The organism is Veillonella parvula (assembly GCF_018378075.1).
Classification (GTDB): Bacteria; Bacillota; Negativicutes; order Veillonellales; family Veillonellaceae; genus Veillonella; species Veillonella parvula_K.
In genome coordinates this window covers 100,203-117,418 of record NZ_JAGZYE010000006.1, presented here as the reverse complement: position 1 = coordinate 117,418, position 17,216 = coordinate 100,203, and the positions used below count along the sequence as shown (strand labels likewise).

At 39.8% G+C, this 17,216-nt stretch carries 13 protein-coding genes; all 13 read left to right on the top strand.

Annotation, left to right across the window (positions count from 1 at the left end; genetic code table 11):
* Positions 1 to 24 precede the first annotated feature (24 nt).
* The 13 genes from clpP (at position 25) to meaB (ending at position 17,206) form a co-directional block, all read left to right on the top strand.
* Positions 25 to 618 (top strand): ATP-dependent Clp endopeptidase proteolytic subunit ClpP, encoded by a 594-nt coding sequence (gene clpP / locus KH286_RS06970; RefSeq protein ID WP_004696517.1) that lies wholly within the window; start codon positions 25 to 27, stop codon positions 616 to 618.
* Between the two features lie 12 nt (positions 619 to 630).
* Positions 631 to 1,884 carry an ATP-dependent protease ATP-binding subunit ClpX gene (clpX, locus tag KH286_RS06965; RefSeq protein WP_004698679.1) on the top strand — a complete coding sequence of 418 codons (1,254 nt, stop codon included), beginning with the start codon at positions 631 to 633 and terminating at the stop codon, positions 1,882 to 1,884.
* Positions 1,885 to 1,949: 65 nt separating this feature from the next.
* Positions 1,950 to 4,259, top strand: a complete 2,310-nt coding sequence (gene lon / locus KH286_RS06960; RefSeq protein WP_004696511.1) for an endopeptidase La — start codon at positions 1,950 to 1,952, stop codon at positions 4,257 to 4,259.
* A complete protein-coding gene (gene yihA / locus KH286_RS06955) occupies positions 4,259 to 4,957 on the top strand; it encodes a ribosome biogenesis GTP-binding protein YihA/YsxC (protein WP_004698657.1) in 699 nt (232 codons plus the stop codon). The genes lon and yihA overlap by 1 nt, the downstream gene beginning before the upstream one ends.
* The gene (locus KH286_RS06950; RefSeq protein ID WP_004698598.1) at positions 4,954 to 5,925 is read left to right on the top strand and encodes a polyprenyl synthetase family protein; all 972 of its coding nucleotides are present in this window, start codon (positions 4,954 to 4,956) and stop codon (positions 5,923 to 5,925) included. Before yihA ends, KH286_RS06950 begins: the two co-directional genes overlap by 4 nt.
* A gap of 1 nt (position 5,926) precedes the next feature.
* On the top strand, positions 5,927 to 6,817 hold the full coding sequence (gene tatC / locus KH286_RS06945) for a twin-arginine translocase subunit TatC (RefSeq protein ID WP_101928841.1): 891 nt from the start codon (positions 5,927 to 5,929) through the stop codon (positions 6,815 to 6,817).
* Between the two features lie 20 nt (positions 6,818 to 6,837).
* On the top strand, positions 6,838 to 9,495 hold the full coding sequence (locus KH286_RS06940) for a valine--tRNA ligase (RefSeq protein WP_101928842.1): 2,658 nt from the start codon (positions 6,838 to 6,840) through the stop codon (positions 9,493 to 9,495).
* A 12-nt stretch (positions 9,496 to 9,507) separates the two neighbouring features.
* Positions 9,508 to 10,815, top strand: a complete 1,308-nt coding sequence (locus KH286_RS06935) for a bifunctional folylpolyglutamate synthase/dihydrofolate synthase (protein ID WP_101928843.1) — start codon at positions 9,508 to 9,510, stop codon at positions 10,813 to 10,815.
* A 9-nt stretch (positions 10,816 to 10,824) separates the two neighbouring features.
* Positions 10,825 to 12,063 (top strand): O-antigen ligase family protein, encoded by a 1,239-nt coding sequence (locus KH286_RS06930; protein WP_101928844.1) that lies wholly within the window; start codon positions 10,825 to 10,827, stop codon positions 12,061 to 12,063.
* Positions 12,064 to 12,584: 521 nt separating this feature from the next.
* On the top strand, positions 12,585 to 14,090 hold the full coding sequence (locus KH286_RS06925; protein ID WP_101928845.1) for an acetyl-CoA hydrolase/transferase family protein: 1,506 nt from the start codon (positions 12,585 to 12,587) through the stop codon (positions 14,088 to 14,090).
* A 28-nt stretch (positions 14,091 to 14,118) separates the two neighbouring features.
* Positions 14,119 to 15,765, top strand: a complete 1,647-nt coding sequence (locus KH286_RS06920; RefSeq protein ID WP_024062000.1) for an acyl-CoA mutase large subunit family protein — start codon at positions 14,119 to 14,121, stop codon at positions 15,763 to 15,765.
* Between the two features lie 28 nt (positions 15,766 to 15,793).
* Positions 15,794 to 16,189: a cobalamin B12-binding domain-containing protein gene (locus tag KH286_RS06915; RefSeq protein WP_004696492.1), complete on the top strand. Its 396-nt coding sequence runs from the start codon at positions 15,794 to 15,796 to the stop codon at positions 16,187 to 16,189.
* Between the two features lie 78 nt (positions 16,190 to 16,267).
* Positions 16,268 to 17,206, top strand: a complete 939-nt coding sequence (gene meaB / locus KH286_RS06910) for a methylmalonyl Co-A mutase-associated GTPase MeaB (protein WP_024061999.1) — start codon at positions 16,268 to 16,270, stop codon at positions 17,204 to 17,206.
* Positions 17,207 to 17,216 lie beyond the last annotated feature (10 nt).

Here is a 17,216-nt window from a genome sequence, read left to right as displayed (position 1 = left end):
CTAGGTACATGAAAAGGTGATTATATGTATGTACCAATCGTAGTTGAACAAGGTGAACGCGGAGAGCGTTCCTATGATATTTACTCTCGCTTGTTAAAGGATCGCATTATTTTCCTTGGTGGCCCCATCGATGATAATGTGGCAAATGCGGTTATTGCGCAAATGTTATTCCTAGAAGCAGAGGATCCTGATAAGGATATCCATTTGTACATCAATAGCCCTGGCGGTGTTGTAACTGCTGGCATGGCTATTTATGATACGATGCAATATATCAAACCAGATGTGTCTACTATTTGTGTAGGCTCTGCAGCGAGCATGGGTGCTGTGCTTTTAACAGCTGGCACTAAAGGTAAACGATATGCGTTGCCTCATGCGCGCATCATGATTCACCAACCATTAGGCGGTGTGCAAGGGCAAGCATCTGAAATTGAAATCCATGCCCGTGAGATTCTTCGCATGCGTGAAGAGTTAAATGGTATCTTAGCTTCTCGCAGTGGACAAGATATTGAAGTAGTAGCTCGCGATACAGATCGCGATAACTTCATGAGTGCTCAGGATGCCGTTGAATACGGCTTAATCGATGAGGTACTCACAAGAGAACCTGTAGAAAGCAAGTAATGGAGGCGCCCCTTGGCAAAAGATAAAGATACTATGCGCTGCAGTTTTTGTGGACGCACAAGCGAAGAAGTCCGCAAATTAGTGGCGGGTCCTAACGTGTATATTTGTGACGAATGCGTTGAAGTTTGTGAACGCATCATTGCAGATGAGTTGGGTGCGGTTGAGACGGACGACTTCAATTTAAAAGAATTGCCAACGCCTAGAGAAATTAAAGCTCATCTTGACGAATATGTTATTGGTCAAGATGATGCTAAAATCTCTTTAGCTGTGGCCGTATATAATCACTACAAACGCTTACAAACAGATAATGTAGTAGATGATGTAGAATTACAAAAGGCTAATGTATTGTTCATTGGTCCTACTGGTAGTGGTAAAACACTATTGGCTCAAACCTTAGCGAAAATGCTAGAAGTACCATTTGCTATTGCAGATGCTACAAGCTTAACTGAAGCTGGGTATGTGGGGGAAGATGTAGAAAACATCCTACTCAAAATTATTCAAGCTGCAGATTATGATATAGCTCGGGCTGAACGTGGCATTATCTATATCGATGAAATCGATAAAATTGCTCGTAAGTCTGAAAATCCTTCTATTACACGTGATGTGTCTGGTGAAGGTGTACAACAAGCATTGCTTAAAATCTTAGAAGGTACCGTTGCTTCTGTTCCTCCTCAAGGTGGTAGAAAGCATCCTAATCAGGAAATGCTTCAAATCGACACTACGAATATTCTCTTTATTTGTGGTGGAGCATTTGATGGTATGGACAAGGTTATTACTAAGCGTACCGCTAAGAAAACACTTGGTTTTGGTGCAGATGTACAGCGTAAAGAAGAACGTAATATATCGGCTATCTTAAAAGATGTTGTACCTGAAGATTTATTAAAATTTGGTTTGATCCCTGAGTTTATTGGACGTTTGCCTGTAATGGTGACATTAGATCAATTAGACAGAGATGCATTAATTCAAATTTTGACAAAGCCTAAAAATGCATTAACAAAACAATATGAAAAAATTCTATCCCTTGATGGTGTAGAGTTAACTTTCACTGAAGATGCATTAGAAGAAATCGCTGATGAAGCATTACAGCGAAAAACAGGTGCTCGTGGTTTGCGTGCTATCATTGAAAAGGTGATGAAACGCGTAATGTTTGAGGTTCCTTCCATGCCGGAAGTAACTAAGTGCATTGTGAATCGTGAATCCGTATTAAGCACAGGTGAACCTATACTCAAAAATGAGGCAGACCAAGACATCCAGTTGAAATCGTAATTCGAAGAAACTCATTTCTGTGTAGGAATGAGTTTCTTTTCATAATATATATACCTGGAGGAAGTATGAATTTACTCGAAGTTGGGATCCCTACCGTACCTCTCAGAGGCATGGTAGTATACCCGAATATCGTGATTCACCTCGATATCGGTCGAGACAAATCCATTAAGGCGGTGGAAGCCGCAATGAATGAGGACCGCATTTTAGCCGTCGTAACTCAAAAAGATGATGCTGTAGATGCACCAACAGTTCATGATTTAGCCCAAATGGGTACATTAGTAAAAATTAAACAAATGTTGCGCTTACCAGGTGGTATAGTACGTGTTCTTGTAGAGGGCATCACTCGTATTCGTCTTATGAATATTACTAGCATGGACCCTTATTATATAGGAGACTATGAACGAGTGGCGTCTGAATTTGAAGACGATGTAGAGCTTGAAGCTTATCGTCGTTTGGTTCAAGCTAAATTTGGCGAATGGGCAGAAGAAGCTAAATCAGTTACTGATGAAGGTGTAACGCGCGTTATGGAATTACGCAATCCTTGTGAATTAGCTGACCAAGTTGCATTTCTATTGCCTATTAATAATTTGAAACGTCAAGAGTTACTTGAAGAATTATCTGTAGCTCGTCGTCTTAACATGATTGTAGGCATTTTAAATATGGAATTACAAATCTCTGATTTGGAAAATTCCATCAATAATCAAGTGCGTCAATCTATGGAAAAAGCGCAGAAGGAATATTTTTTGCGCGAAAAAATCCGCGTTATCCACGATGAGTTGGGTGATAAAGGAGATCCCGAGGAGGAGGCAGAAGAACTACGAGTTAAGTTAAAAGCACTTAACCTAAGTGAAGACGTACATACGCGTATTGATAAAGAAATTTCTCGTTACAGCCGCATGCCTCAATTGATGCCGGAAGCAACAATTTTGCGCAATTACCTAGATTGGGTATTGGCATTACCGTGGAATGAATTAACGGAAGACCGCTTAGATATCAAGGGCGCTCATGCTATGCTCGAAGCCGATCATTATGGCCTTGAAAAGGTTAAGAAACGCATTTTAGAATTTTTAGCGGTTCGTAAATTAACCGGTAAAAATAGTGGCTCTATTCTTTGTTTAGTAGGCCCACCAGGCGTTGGTAAAACCTCTTTGGCTACCTCTATTGCTAAAGCAATGAATCGTAAGTTTATCCGTGCATCCTTAGGTGGTGTTCGTGATGAAGCTGAAATTCGTGGACATCGACGTACTTATATTGGTGCTTTACCTGGTCGTATGATTCAGGGGTTAAAAAATGTAGGTACTAAGAATCCTGTATTTTTATTGGATGAAATTGATAAATTAGCATCTGATTATAAAGGTGATCCATCTTCAGCGTTATTAGAAGTATTGGATCCAGAACAAAATAGCACATTTAGTGATCACTTTATCGAAGTACCGTTCGACTTCTCTGAAGTTTTCTGGATTACTACGGCTAATGTAGCATCTAATATTCCTGGTCCATTGTTAGATCGTATGGAAATTATTGAGTTGTCCAGCTATATGGAAGAAGAAAAACTAGAAATTGCTAAGCGTTACTTAACACCTAAGCAAATTAAGAAAAATGGCCTTGAAGATTACAAGGTTAAATTATCTGATGCTGTGTTAAGAAAGGTAATTTCCGAATATACTCGCGAAGCAGGTGTTCGTACTTTAGAGAAAACAATTGCTAAGATTTGCCGTAAGATTGCTTTCAAAGTAGTTGAAGAAGGCGGAGACGCACCAAAAGTCACTACTAAGAATCTGCACGAATTCTTAGGCGCACCAATCTTTGTTGACCAAGAGCGAGAAAAGAAAGCACAAGTTGGCTATGTAAATGGATTAGCTTGGACATCTGTTGGTGGTGTAGTATTACCATGTGAAGCTACAACTATGAATGGTACCGGTAAATTGGCTTTAACTGGTAGTCTCGGCAAGGTTATGCAAGAGTCTGGTCAAGCGGCTATGAGTTATATTCGCCATAATGCAAAAGCTTTAAAGATTGAAGAAGATTTTTATAAAAAGCTTGATATTCACGTTCACTTGCCAGAAGGGGCAACCCCTAAAGATGGTCCTTCTGCAGGTATTACAATGACATTAGCTATGGTATCTATTTTGACTAACCGCAAGGTTCGTTCTGATATTGCCATGACTGGTGAAATCACATTGCGTGGCCGCGTATTACCAATAGGCGGCTTAAAAGAAAAATTATTAGCAGCCTTGTCTCATGGTATAAAAGAGGTATTGATTCCAAAAGGCAATGAAAAGGATATTGCAGAATTACCTGACATTGTGAAAGAAGGCCTCATCATTACGCCAGTTAAGACAATGGATGAAGTATTAGCAAAGGCACTTGTGTAATGCAAAAGAAGAAAAAATCCACTAAACCAATGGGCCCAAAACCACAATATACACGAAAAGAACCAAAGGGGCCTCGTATTATAGCTGCAAAATATAATACTTCCTGTGTGAAGGCGGATCAATATCCTGAAGGGGATACCGTAGAAATCGCCTTCCTTGGACGCTCTAATGTGGGCAAGTCTTCGTTGATTAATTCTTTATGTAACTATCGTGGGTTAGCCCTCGTTAGTGGTCAGCCAGGTAAGACTAAGACGATAAACTACTTTGATATTGAATCAAAAGAGGATATTTCTGACACCGAGGAACGCAGATATAACTGGTTTCTTGTGGACCTTCCTGGTTATGGTTTTGCAAAGACAAATAAAGGAAACCGCAATCTGTGGTCTTCCTTTATTGCCGATTATATTTTACATTCTGAACGATTGATGTTGTTGTGTTTGCTTATCGATGGTCGCCATCCTGAAATGACCATTGATAAGGTGGCCTTTGATTGGCTCGTCGAAGCCGGTGTTCCGTTACAAATTGTAGTGACCAAGGCCGATAAATTGACGGCTAAAGAAAAGTCTGCAAACTTGTCTATTATTAAAGAACTATATCCAACGGCTACCCCGCCGATTTTGTACAGCTCTTTAAAGCATACTGGACGTGAGCTTTTACAACAACGAATCAATAAAATTTTGGTAGGAGATGAAGCATGAGTCAAACGAACGAATTAGAGATTATGGAACGCATTGCTCTAGATTTAGAGCATGTCGAAGAGTCTCTTGCATCATCTTTTAATACCGGTGCAGAGGACTTCAATGCACTGATTCGACCGTTATCAGCAGCAGGTGGTAAGCGTTTGCGCGCTCAATTGTGTCTATTGATTGCTAATGCAGGTACATCTATAGAGCGTCAACGCATTAAAATTGCTGAGGCTGTTGAAATGCTTCATTTAGCAACACTTATCCATGACGATGTTTTAGATCAAGCTGAAATTCGCCGTGGGGAGGATACAATTCACATGCATAAAGGTAATAAGGTAGCTATCCTTAGTGGTGATTATTTATTTGCCAAAGCATTTAAAATCGTATCTGAAATGACGAATATGAAGTATCTTCAAGTATTCTCTCATATTATTACATGCCTCGTAGAAGGTGAGTTCATGCAAATGGAAGATGTATATCGCATCGATCAAGGCATAGAGCGTTATATGACAAAGACGCAAAAGAAAACAGCAGACTTCATGGAAGGCTGTATGGAGCTTGGTGGTCTCTTAGGAGATTGGCAAGAGGATGAAATCATAGAGTTGAAAAAATATGGTCATGCATTAGGCATGGCATTCCAAATTACAGACGATATTATGGATTATCGTGAAACAGCGGAGACAACGGGAAAGCCTGTAGGGAATGATCTTCGAGAGGGACTATTGACGTATCCGTTATTAAGTATCGTTAACGATGGTAATAAAGATAAATTGCTTGAAGATATTAAAGGCTTAAATAATGGTGGTAATGAGCAAGACATTATTGATTATGTTATTGCTCAAGGTGGCATTGATAATACATTAGCTGTAGCTGATAAATATTGTAAAGATGCTCTAGCGGCACTCGCTGCAGTGCGTGATTTCCCAGGGAAGGAATTCCTTGTGATGGCTGTAGAAAATCTAGCTGATAGAAAGGTATAATATGGAACCATTCGAACCAAAATCGGATTTCGAATATCCCATGCAAAAACCTTCTTTTGACAGTGTAGTTCGTCAAAAACGGCGTGAAGCAGAACAAAAGTCTGAGCAAGAACGATATAAGGTGGCAACTCAACACATTCCTGAGGATGTGGAAGATGAACCAGTTTATACGGCTATAGAGCAGAAGATGATGGATGAAGCAAGGGAATTGTCTCTTGTAGGACATCTTTCAGAGCTGCGAAAACGATTGATTATAATAGCTGTAGCAGTTATTGTGGGAACTTGTATTTCTTATTATTATGTAGACTTATTATTGGAAATACTCCTAAAACCGGCTGGCAAGCTCTATTATATGAGACCTACTGAAGCATTTTTTACATATATGAAGGTGTCTGTTGTAGGTGGCTTAGTCATAGCCGCTCCCATTATATTGCATCAGATTTGGCTATTTGTTAAGCCTGCACTAACTGTGCGAGAAAAGCAGCTATCTAACTGGATCTTACCAGTAGCAATTGGTCTATTCGGGATAGGTATTGTATTTTCTTATTTTCTCGTATTGCCTGCAGCAGTGAGGTTCTTTATGGGCTTTGCTACAGATGAATTACAGCCGATGTTTTCTATTGGTCAGTATATGGACTTTGTATTATCCTTTGTACTGCCCTTTGGATTTATCTTTGAGTTGCCGTTGATCTTAATTATTTTGGGATATTTCAACTTAATTACATCACGCTTTTTAAAAACGAAGCGAAAGATATTTATTCTTATATCCTTTATCATAGGTGCTGTCATTTCACCTACACCGGATATGTTCTCGCAAACGATGATTGCATTACCTATGATATTGCTATATGAAACAAGCCTATTTGTATTGGCTAAAATTATGAAGCGCTAAGGAGTCTTTTAGGAGGAACGATGAAAACCTACGAAAATTTAACCACATATAATCCTGGTGAAATAGAAGGCAAATGGTATTCTTATTGGGAAAATCAAGGATACTTTCACGAAGAAGTAGACACGAATAAAGAGCCATTTAGTATCGTATTACCACCTCCTAATGTAACTGGTATGTTGCATATGGGGCATGCCCTTGATAACACATTACAAGACATCCTCATCCGTTTCAAACGCATGCAAGGCTACAATGTATTGTGGATGCCAGGTACAGACCACGCTGGTATTGCTACACAAATCAAAGTAGAAGAGATGCTTGCTAAAGAAGAAGGAAAATCTCGCTATGATTTGGGCCGTGAAAAATTCGTAGAGCGCGTGTGGGAATGGAAAAAAGAATATGGTGATACTATTGTAAAACAAATCCGTAGCCTTGGCGCATCCTGTGATTGGAACCGTGAGCGATTTACTTTGGATGAAGGGTATTACCATGCAGTGCGCGAAGTATTTGTAAGTCTTTATGAAAAAGGTTTGATCTATCGCGGTGAACGCATCATCAACTGGTGTCCTCGTTGTGCCACTGCGTTATCTGATGTTGAAGTTGAGCATGAAGATGAACATGGCCATTTATGGCATATTAAATATCCTGTAAAAGGTGAAGATAATCGTTTTGTTGTTGTTGCTACAACTCGTCCAGAAACAATGTTTGGTGACGTAGCAGTAGCAGTAAATCCTGATGATGATCGTTATAAAGATCTCATTGGTAAAACATTGATCTTGCCATTTGTTAATCGAGAAATTCCTGTAATTGCCGATGACTATGTAGATGCTAGCTTCGGTACAGGCTGTGTAAAAATTACACCTGCTCATGACCCTAATGACTTTGAAATGGGCCAACGTCATAATTTGGAATCCATCGTTGTTATGAACAATGATGCAACAATGAATGAAGGTGCTGGCAAATTTAATGGCTTACCTCGTGAAGAAGCGCGTAAACAAGTAGTAGCAGAACTTAAAGAATTAGGCCTACTTGAAAAAATTGATGATCATGACCATGCAGTAGGTCATTGCTCCCGTTGTAATACAATCATCGAACCAATGGTATCTAAACAATGGTTCGTAGATATGAAACCATTGGCAGAGCCCGCTCTTAAGGTTGTTAAAGACCACGAAGTAGAGTTCGTTCCTGAACGTTTTACAAAAACATATGTGAACTGGCTTGAAAATATCCGCGATTGGACGATTTCTCGTCAATTGTGGTGGGGCCATCGCATTCCTGCATGGTATTGTGATGACTGTGGTGAAACTATCGTTAGCCGTGAAGATATTACAGAATGTCCTCATTGCCACGGTCATGTTACACAAGATCCAGATGTTCTTGATACATGGTTTAGCTCTGGTTTATGGCCGTTTGCCACAATGGGTTGGCCTAAGCAAACTCCAGAACTTAAACAATGGTATCCAACAAGTGTGCTTGTAACTGGTTACGATATTATCTTCTTCTGGGTTGCTCGTATGATCTTTATGGCTCTTGAGTTTGAACATGAAATTCCATTTAAACATGTATTTATTCATGGTCTTGTTCGCGATAGCCAGGGCCGTAAAATGAGTAAATCTTTGGGCAATGGTATTAATCCGCTTGAAGTTATCGACCAATATGGTGCTGATGCATTGCGCTTTACTCTTGTAACTGGCAACACACCTGGTAACGATATGCGTTTCTATATGGAACGTGTTGAGGCTAACCGTAACTTTGCCAATAAGATTTGGAATGCATCAAAATTTGTATTGATGAACCTTACTAATTATGATGAAAGTTTCGTTCCAACAGCAGATGATTTGACATTAGCAGACCAATGGATTGTTCAAAAATACAATGAAACAGTACAAAGCGTAACATCTAATCTCGATAAATTCGAACTTGGTGAAGCGGCAAGTTCCGTATATGATTTCATTTGGAATACGTACTGCGATTGGTACATTGAATTAGCGAAACCTCGTTTGTATAGTGAAAGCGACGAACGTGATCGTCGTACAGTTCAATATTTACTTGTAACAATCTTACGTCATATGCTCGAATTATTACATCCATTCATGCCGTTCGTAACTGAACATATTTGGCAACATTTGCCACACGAAGGGGACAGCATCGTTGTTACTAAATGGCCTGAAGCATTGAAATTCGATAATCTTGAAGGGGCAGCACGTCAAATGGAAGTTATGATGGATGCTATCAAAGGTATTCGTAACATGCGTGCTGAAATGAATGTGCCTTTAGGTAAAAAAGCTGAGGTTATCGTAGCGCCAACAGATGAAGCATTAGCTAAAACTGTAGCAGAACATAGTGACTACTTCGTAACATTGGCTTGGGCTGAGAAAGTAACAATTCTTGGTACCGATGATCCAAAACCAGAAAATGCGACTGTAACCGTTGTCAATGGTATGGAAGTATATCTCTTACTTAAAGACTTGATTGACGGTGAAAAAGAAAGAGAGCGTATTGCAAAGGAAAAAATCCAAATGGAAAAAGAAATTTCTCGTTTGGAAGGTAAATTGTCTAACCAAGGCTTCTTAGCAAAAGCTCCTGAAGCTGTAGTAGCAAAAGAAAAAGAAAAGTTAGAAGAATATAAACAAAAACAACAAGCGTTATTGGAACGTGAAGCGTTCCTTGAAACCTTATAATAGGAGGTTTATATGACATATCAGGAGGCCTTAGCCTATTTGGAGCAGGCATCTTCATTTGGTATTAAACCTGGCCTTGAACGAATTACGGCTCTTATGGATGTGTTAGGGAATCCACAAGAAGATTATAAAATTGTTCATGTTACAGGTACAAATGGTAAGGGCTCGGTTACCTCATATATTTCCTACGCACTGTTTACAAGTGGATTACGGGTGGGGCGATTTACATCGCCTCACCTTCAATCCTATACGGAGCGTATTCAAATTAATGATGGAAATATAACAGAGGAAGCCTTTGGGACATTAATTAGTCGCGTAAAGGTTGCCGTAGATACTATTATTAACAATGGAATAGAAGCGCCAACACAATTTGAAATATTAACAGCTGCCGCATTTTTATTCTTTAAGGAGCAAGGTGTAGACTATGCCGTAGTAGAAGTTGGTTTAGGGGGCTTACTAGATTCTACTAATATCGTGACTCCAAAAGTATCTGTTATTACTAATGTAACAATAGATCATCAAGCATATTGTGGTGATACTGTCGAGGAAATTGCACGCCATAAAGCGGGGATTATTAAACCTAAGGTGCCTGTAGTGACAGCTGCACAAGATACACCTCTTAATATCATTGAGGACGTAGCTAAAAAACGACATGCCAAGCTTTATGTTTTTAATAAAGATTTTGGTATTGATAGCCGCAGCGCTGTAATGGGTGGTCAAATGATTACGGTTAGTTCTAACAATGCTGCACCTGCTATGTTGTTTACGACGATGGCTGGCATTCATCAATCTGTAAACCTCGCTTGTGCATTGATGGCCGTACGCCTGTTGATGAAAGAGGATACGAACATCAGTGAAGAAACAATGCGTGAAGGATTTGCCCGCACTACGTGGGCGGGGCGCTTTGAAGTTAAACGAGGCTTAGATCGTACCTTTATATTTGACGGTGCTCACAATGCGGCAGGGGCTGAGTCTTTTGCCATGACGTACAATGAACTATTTAAGGACACACCGAAAACGGTGGTAATGGCTATCCTTAAAGATAAAGACCAAGAGGCTATTATTCGTGAAGTGGTTAAATCTGGCGACACAGTCCTCGTTGTACCTGCACCAACAGATAGAACAGAGGTACCTGAGAGCTTGGTTGAAGTGATTCGCCGTACTGTGCCTAAGGTGACGGCTCAAACTGCAGAATCTGTTGAGGCTGCGTTAGCCTTAGCATACAAACATACAAAGAATGGTGATATCATTGCTGTATGTGGTTCTTTATATATTCTAGGGGATGCTCGTCAGTGGTTTTTCCATGAGATGAGTCATTGAGGTGAGATTATGGAGCTCTCACTCATTCCTAATCAGAAACGAATTACTTTTTATATTGAACGATTAATCTATGGTGTTGTCATTGCGATGCCACTTCAGCCAATGGTGGGAGATGTACTTCTCTGGTTGGCCATAGGTCTAGCATTATATGATTTAATTTCTAGTAAATCATTGAGTCTGCCGACCGGTTATCTATCTTGGACTGTTATGATCTTTGTTATCTGGACAGGTATATCGTCGTTAATGTCACCAAACTGGGATTGGTCTATTCAGAGTTGGTTCTACCAAATTGTGGCGGGTGGGGGCATGTACTATTTAGTTCGTACCTATATTCGAACACCTAAACAGTGGAACTATTTTCTTCGTGCCTTTTTAGGTACAGCCCTTCTTGTATGCATAATCGGGGCCTATCAGTATATATTTGTTCCTAATATACATATAAAAGAATGGGTTGATGCAGCACAATTTCCTAAATTGATGCGTCGAATGGCGTCTACATTGCAAAATCCTAACTTGTTAGGGGCTTATCTATTGATGGTATTAAGTGTATGTATTAGCTATATTCTTGTTTATATGAAAGAGAATCGTACTCGTGAAGTTGTTACAATGCTGATTATTGGTATTGTATTATTTTTAACGATGTTATTAACCTATTCGCGTGGTATTTGGATTAGTTTTGCGGCCATGATTCTGTATTGGGCTATTTTCGTAGAACGAAGACTATTCTTATCTTTGTTAGTGGTACCGCTAATTCTATACTTCTATGAAGGGGAAGTTGCTTCGCGACTTTGGTCTATATTCCAAGGTCATGATACGTCATCAGATCTTCGCTGGGCTCTATGGGACAGCACAATGTATATCGTACGAGAAAATCCAATCTTTGGTATAGGGTGGAATACATTCTACTTAGTTTATCCAGAGTATAACTATTACATTCAAGGTCCTAATGTGTTGATGTATCATGCCCATAATTTATATTTAAATATATTGGCTGAAACAGGTATTCCTGGCTTGCTATCATTCCTAGCAGTTATCGTCGGTCATGTTATTACATCTGTTCGTTTGAAAGGGGATATGTTCCGACAAGCTGCACAGATAGGTATAGGTGCTTTAGCTATCGGAGTCCTTTTTAGTGGATTGTCTGATTTTGAGCTCTATAGCCATCAAGTTACTATTGTTTTTTGGCAACTCCTTGGTTGGGTTGGGGCCTTTGTGAAAGTACAACTTTCCACAAAGAAACATATGTAAAAGGTACATTTTGTATAATCAGTAAGTTTTATGGTAGAGATATAATTTCATAGTATGGTATAATTTATATATACCTTAGCAGGGTAAGCTTAAGTATATTTAACCGGTTTTCTAATGTTAGGATAATTGAACATTATTGCTTGCATTTGAAAACCGGTTTTTTGTATATCTATATTTTTATAGGAGGTGTAGCAGTCAGTTTTGTATATATTATTTTTTTTATATTGATAAGGCTCTATATGTTGTATTGAGATAGTTCGATATGCATAAAAAACAACAATATATACTATTAAAATGATAATTCCTGTGAGTTATATCGGTGTGAATAAAACTTATGTGAAAATGTAAAAACCTATGCGTTTTAGTCATAATGCACAGTCGAAGTGTGATAAAAAATACATTTTAGTCATATAAGTTGACAATACATTGGATGTGGACTACGATGAAGTCGGTTTAAGGAACGTATTAGACCAAAGAGATTCAATTGTCGTTTAACAATGTTACTCTTAAAGGAGATGGTTATGGTGATAGACATCAAAGACCGCGTAAAAAATGTGGACCTGCAAGGTAAAATTGTCACTGCTTATGATGCAGCTCAGTTGATTAACCCTAATGATAAAGTTGGTATTTCCGGCTTTACACCATCGGGTTATGCAAAAGTTGTGCCATTGGCATTGGCAGAAAGAATGGAAAAAGAACCATTCAAAATCGATTTGTGGACAGGTGCTTCTGTAGGTGATGAAGCTGATGGTGCGTTAACTCGTGCTAATGGTATTAATCGCCGTTTTCCATATCAAACCAATAAAGATATGAGAAAGGCTTTAAATGGTGGAGATGTTAAATACATCGATATGCATTTAAGCACAATGGCACAAAATATTCGTTATGGATTTTTCGGAGATTTAGATGTAGCAATTATTGAAGTATGTCAAATCAACGAAGATGGTTCTTTAGTACCGACTACCTCTGTTGGCAATTCTCCAACATTTGTTAGTCAAGCTAAAAAGGTTATCGTAGAGGTAAATGTATCTCAACCATTATCCTTAGTTGGTATGCATGATATCTATGAACCGTTGGATCCGCCACATCGTAAACCAATTCCGTTGGAACAGGCCGGCGATCGCATCGGTACAGAAGCAATACCTTGTGATCCTAGCAAAATTATTGCTGTGGTTCCAAGTGATGTACCTGATACAACAAGACCTTTAGCTGCTATTGATGATGATGCAAAGGCAATGAGTCAACATCTTATCAAATTCTTTGAACAAGAAATTGCAGAAGGTCGTTTGCCTAAAAACTTGCTTCCGTTGCAATCCGGCGTAGGTTCTGTAGCAAATGCGGTAATCAGTGGCTTGGCTCAAGGGCCTTTCACAGATTTATCTATTTATACAGAAGTAATTCAAGACGGTATGTTTGACTTGATCGATGCTGGTAAAGTAACTGTATGTTCCGGTACTGCATTGAGTCCTTCTCCAGATGGATTGAAACGTTTCTATGCGAATATTGATGAATATCGTAAAAAAATTATTCTTCGTCCGCAAGAAATTTCCAATAACCCTGGTATTGCTCGTCGTATTGGTGTCATTGCCATGAATACTGCTATCGAATTTGATATTTTTGGCAATGTAAACTCTACTCATATTATGGGTAGCAAAATGATGAATGGTGTTGGTGGTTCTGGTGACTTTGCACGTAGTGCATATCTCACTATCTTCTGTACCAACTCCGTTGCTAAAAATGGCGACATCAGTTCTATCGTTCCATATGTATCCCATGTGGATCATCCAGAACATGACACTATGATTTTCTGTACAGAACAAGGTGTTGCTGACTGTCGTGGTTTGAGCCCAGTGGAAAGAGCTCGTTTGATTATTGAAAAATGTGCTCACCCAGACTACAAACCTATGTTAACTGAATACCTAGAAAAAGCATTAGCTGCAACAAAGGATGCCCATACACCAATGTTGCTTGATGAAGCTCTTTCTTGGCATAAACGCTTCACAGAAACTGGAAGCATGAAAAAATAACCTGTTTTTTTAGGAGGATGATGAAAACATGGCTTACGAAAACTTAAAAGCCCAAATTGCTGAGTACAACAAACTTTGTGACGAAAAATGCGCAAAAACTCCAGAACGTCAAAACTTAAAATACAACCGTGTGTATACACCAGTTGATATTGAAGGCTTTGATTATGAACGCGATTTGGGAATGCCTGGCGAATTCCCTTATACTCGTGGCGTACAACCTACTATGTACCGTGGCCGTTTCTGGACAATGCGTATGTATGCAGGCTTCGCTACAGCTGAAGAATCTAACAAACGTTACCGCTACCTAATCGAATCTGGTGCAACAGGTCTTTCCTGTGCATTTGACTTGCCTACACAAATCGGTTATGACTCTGATGATGTTATGGCTGAAGGCGAAGTTGGTAAAGTAGGCGTTGCTATTGACTCCTTGGCAGATATGGAAATCTTGTTCGAGGGCATCGACCTTGGTAAAGTATCCACATCCATGACAATTAACGCTCCGGCGTCTGTTTTGTTGGCAATGTATATTGCAGTAGCTGAAAAACAAGGCGTACCTTCCACTGAATTGAAAGGTACAATTCAAAATGATATTTTGAAAGAATATGCAGCTCGTGGTACTTACATTTTCCCTCCAAAACCATCCATGCGTTTGATCACTAATATCTTCGAATATTGTTCTCAATACGTTCCTAAATGGAATACTATTTCCATCTCCGGTTACCACATCCGTGAAGCAGGTTCCACGGCAGTGCAAGAAATCGCATTTACAATTGCTAATGGTATCGCATACGTAGAAGCAGCTTTGAAAGCTGGTCTTGATGTTGATACATTCGCTGGTCGTCTTTCCTTCTTCTGGAATGCTCATAATAACGTACTTGAAGAAGTTGCTAAATTCCGCGCATCTCGTCGCTTGTGGGCAACAATCATGAAAGAACGTTTTGGTGCTAAAAAACCAAAATCCATGATGCTTCGTGTACATACTCAAACAGCTGGTTCCATGTTGACTGCACAACAAGTTGATAACAACATCGTTCGTGTTGCTCTTCAAACTGCAGCTGCTGTAATGGGCGGTACTCAATCCTTACATACAAACTCCCGTGACGAAGCTTTGGCTCTTCCTACAGAAGCATCTGTACAAGTAGCCCTTCGTACTCAACAAATCGTGGCTTACGAATCTGGTTTGGCTGACGTAGTTGACCCATTGGGCGGCTCCTACTATGTTGAAGCTATGACTAACGCTATCTATGACGAAGCTATGGCATACATCAAGAAAATTGATGAAATGGGCGGCGCTGTAGTAGCAATCGAAAAAGGCTACATCCAAAAAGAAATTCAAGAATCCGCTTACAAATGGCAAATGGAAGTTGAATCTGGCTTGCGCACAATCGTTGGCGTAAACAAATTCCAAGTTGAAGAAGAAGCTCCAAAAGACTTGCTTCGCGTAGACGCTTCCGTAGGTGTTAACCAATCTAAGAAAACTCAAGCAGTTCGTGCTAACCGCGATCAAGCCGCAGTTGATAAAGCCTTAGCTGATTTGAAAGCTGGTGCAGCTGACGAATCTGTTAACTTGATGCCATTAATTCTTGCAGCAGTTAAAACATATGCTACTTTGGGTGAAATTTGTAATGTATTGCGCGAAGTATTCGGTGAATACGAAGCTCATTCCACATTATAATATCAGCTGATTTCGGAGGTAATATATCATGGCAGAAAAACGTATTAGAGTAATTGTAGCAAAACCAGGTCTTGATGGTCATGACCGTGGTGCAAAAGTAGTAGCACGCGCACTTCGCGATGCTGGTTTCGAAGTAATCTACACTGGTCTTCGTCAAACACCAGAACAAATCGTTGAAGCAGCGCTTTCTGAAGACGTTAATGTAGTTGCATTATCTCTTCTTTCCGGTGCTCACAATACATTGTTCCCTAAAATTGTTGAACTTTTGAAAGAAAAAGGCATGGGGGATGTTCTTGTAATCGGTGGTGGCGTTATTCCTGACGCTGATATCCCTGGCTTGAAAAAAGCTGGCGTAGCGGCAGTATTCACACCTGGCACACCAACTAGCGATATCGTTAACTTTATTAAAGAAAACGTAAAATAATTGCTTGGGCAAAGAGGGGTGCAACTCGAATAGTTGGCTCCCCTCTATTCCCATATTCGAAGATAGGTGGTGAGGCGAATGGATTTAGTTAAAGGCCTTTTTGAAGGTTCTAGACTAGCCTTAGCACGGTCCATAACAGCTGTAGAAAACGAGTATGATAATGCCATCGATATTATGAAGGCAATTTACCCTAAAACGGGGAACGCACGTATTCTCGGTATTACAGGGGCCCCTGGTGCTGGTAAAAGTACTTTGACCGATAAGGTAGTTAAACATTATTTAGATCAAGGTAAAAAAATCGGCATCGTTGCCATCGACCCAACTAGCCCATTCTCTGGAGGTGCTATCTTGGGGGACCGTATTCGAATGAATGATTTAACATTAAATGAAAATGTATTCATTCGAAGCATGGGCACGCGTGGTAGTCTTGGTGGATTATCTAAAAAGACTGCAGACGTTGTAAAACTCATGGATGCCTTTGGCATGGATTTAGTAATTATTGAAACTGTAGGCGTAGGTCAATCTGAAGTAGATATTGTAAAAAATGCTGATACTACATTGGTTGTACTAGTTCCTGGTCTCGGTGATGATATCCAAGCTATCAAGGCGGGTATTCTTGAAATTGGCGATGTATTTGCTATCAACAAAGCGGATCGGGACGGTTGCGATCGTTTGAATGTTGAAATCGAGATGATGCTTGATCTCGATTCTCGCGAAGTCAAATGGAGACCTCCGATTAAGCGTACTGTTGCCAGCAAAGATCAAGGTGTAGATGAACTCATCGAAGCCTTGGATGAACATTTTGAGTATCTTGAAGACTCTGGTGAGTTGGATGCTCGCCGGGCAGAACGTACGCGTGATGAAATCATCGCAATGATTAATGAGCAAATTGGTCGTTATGTGGCGGAAAAAATAGTCACTAGCGATGAATTTAATAGCCAAGTGGCAGCTGTAAATGAACGCATGAGCGATCCATATACAGTTGTTAACGGCGTTATGTCAAATGTGCTAAAGTAGACGGCGACTA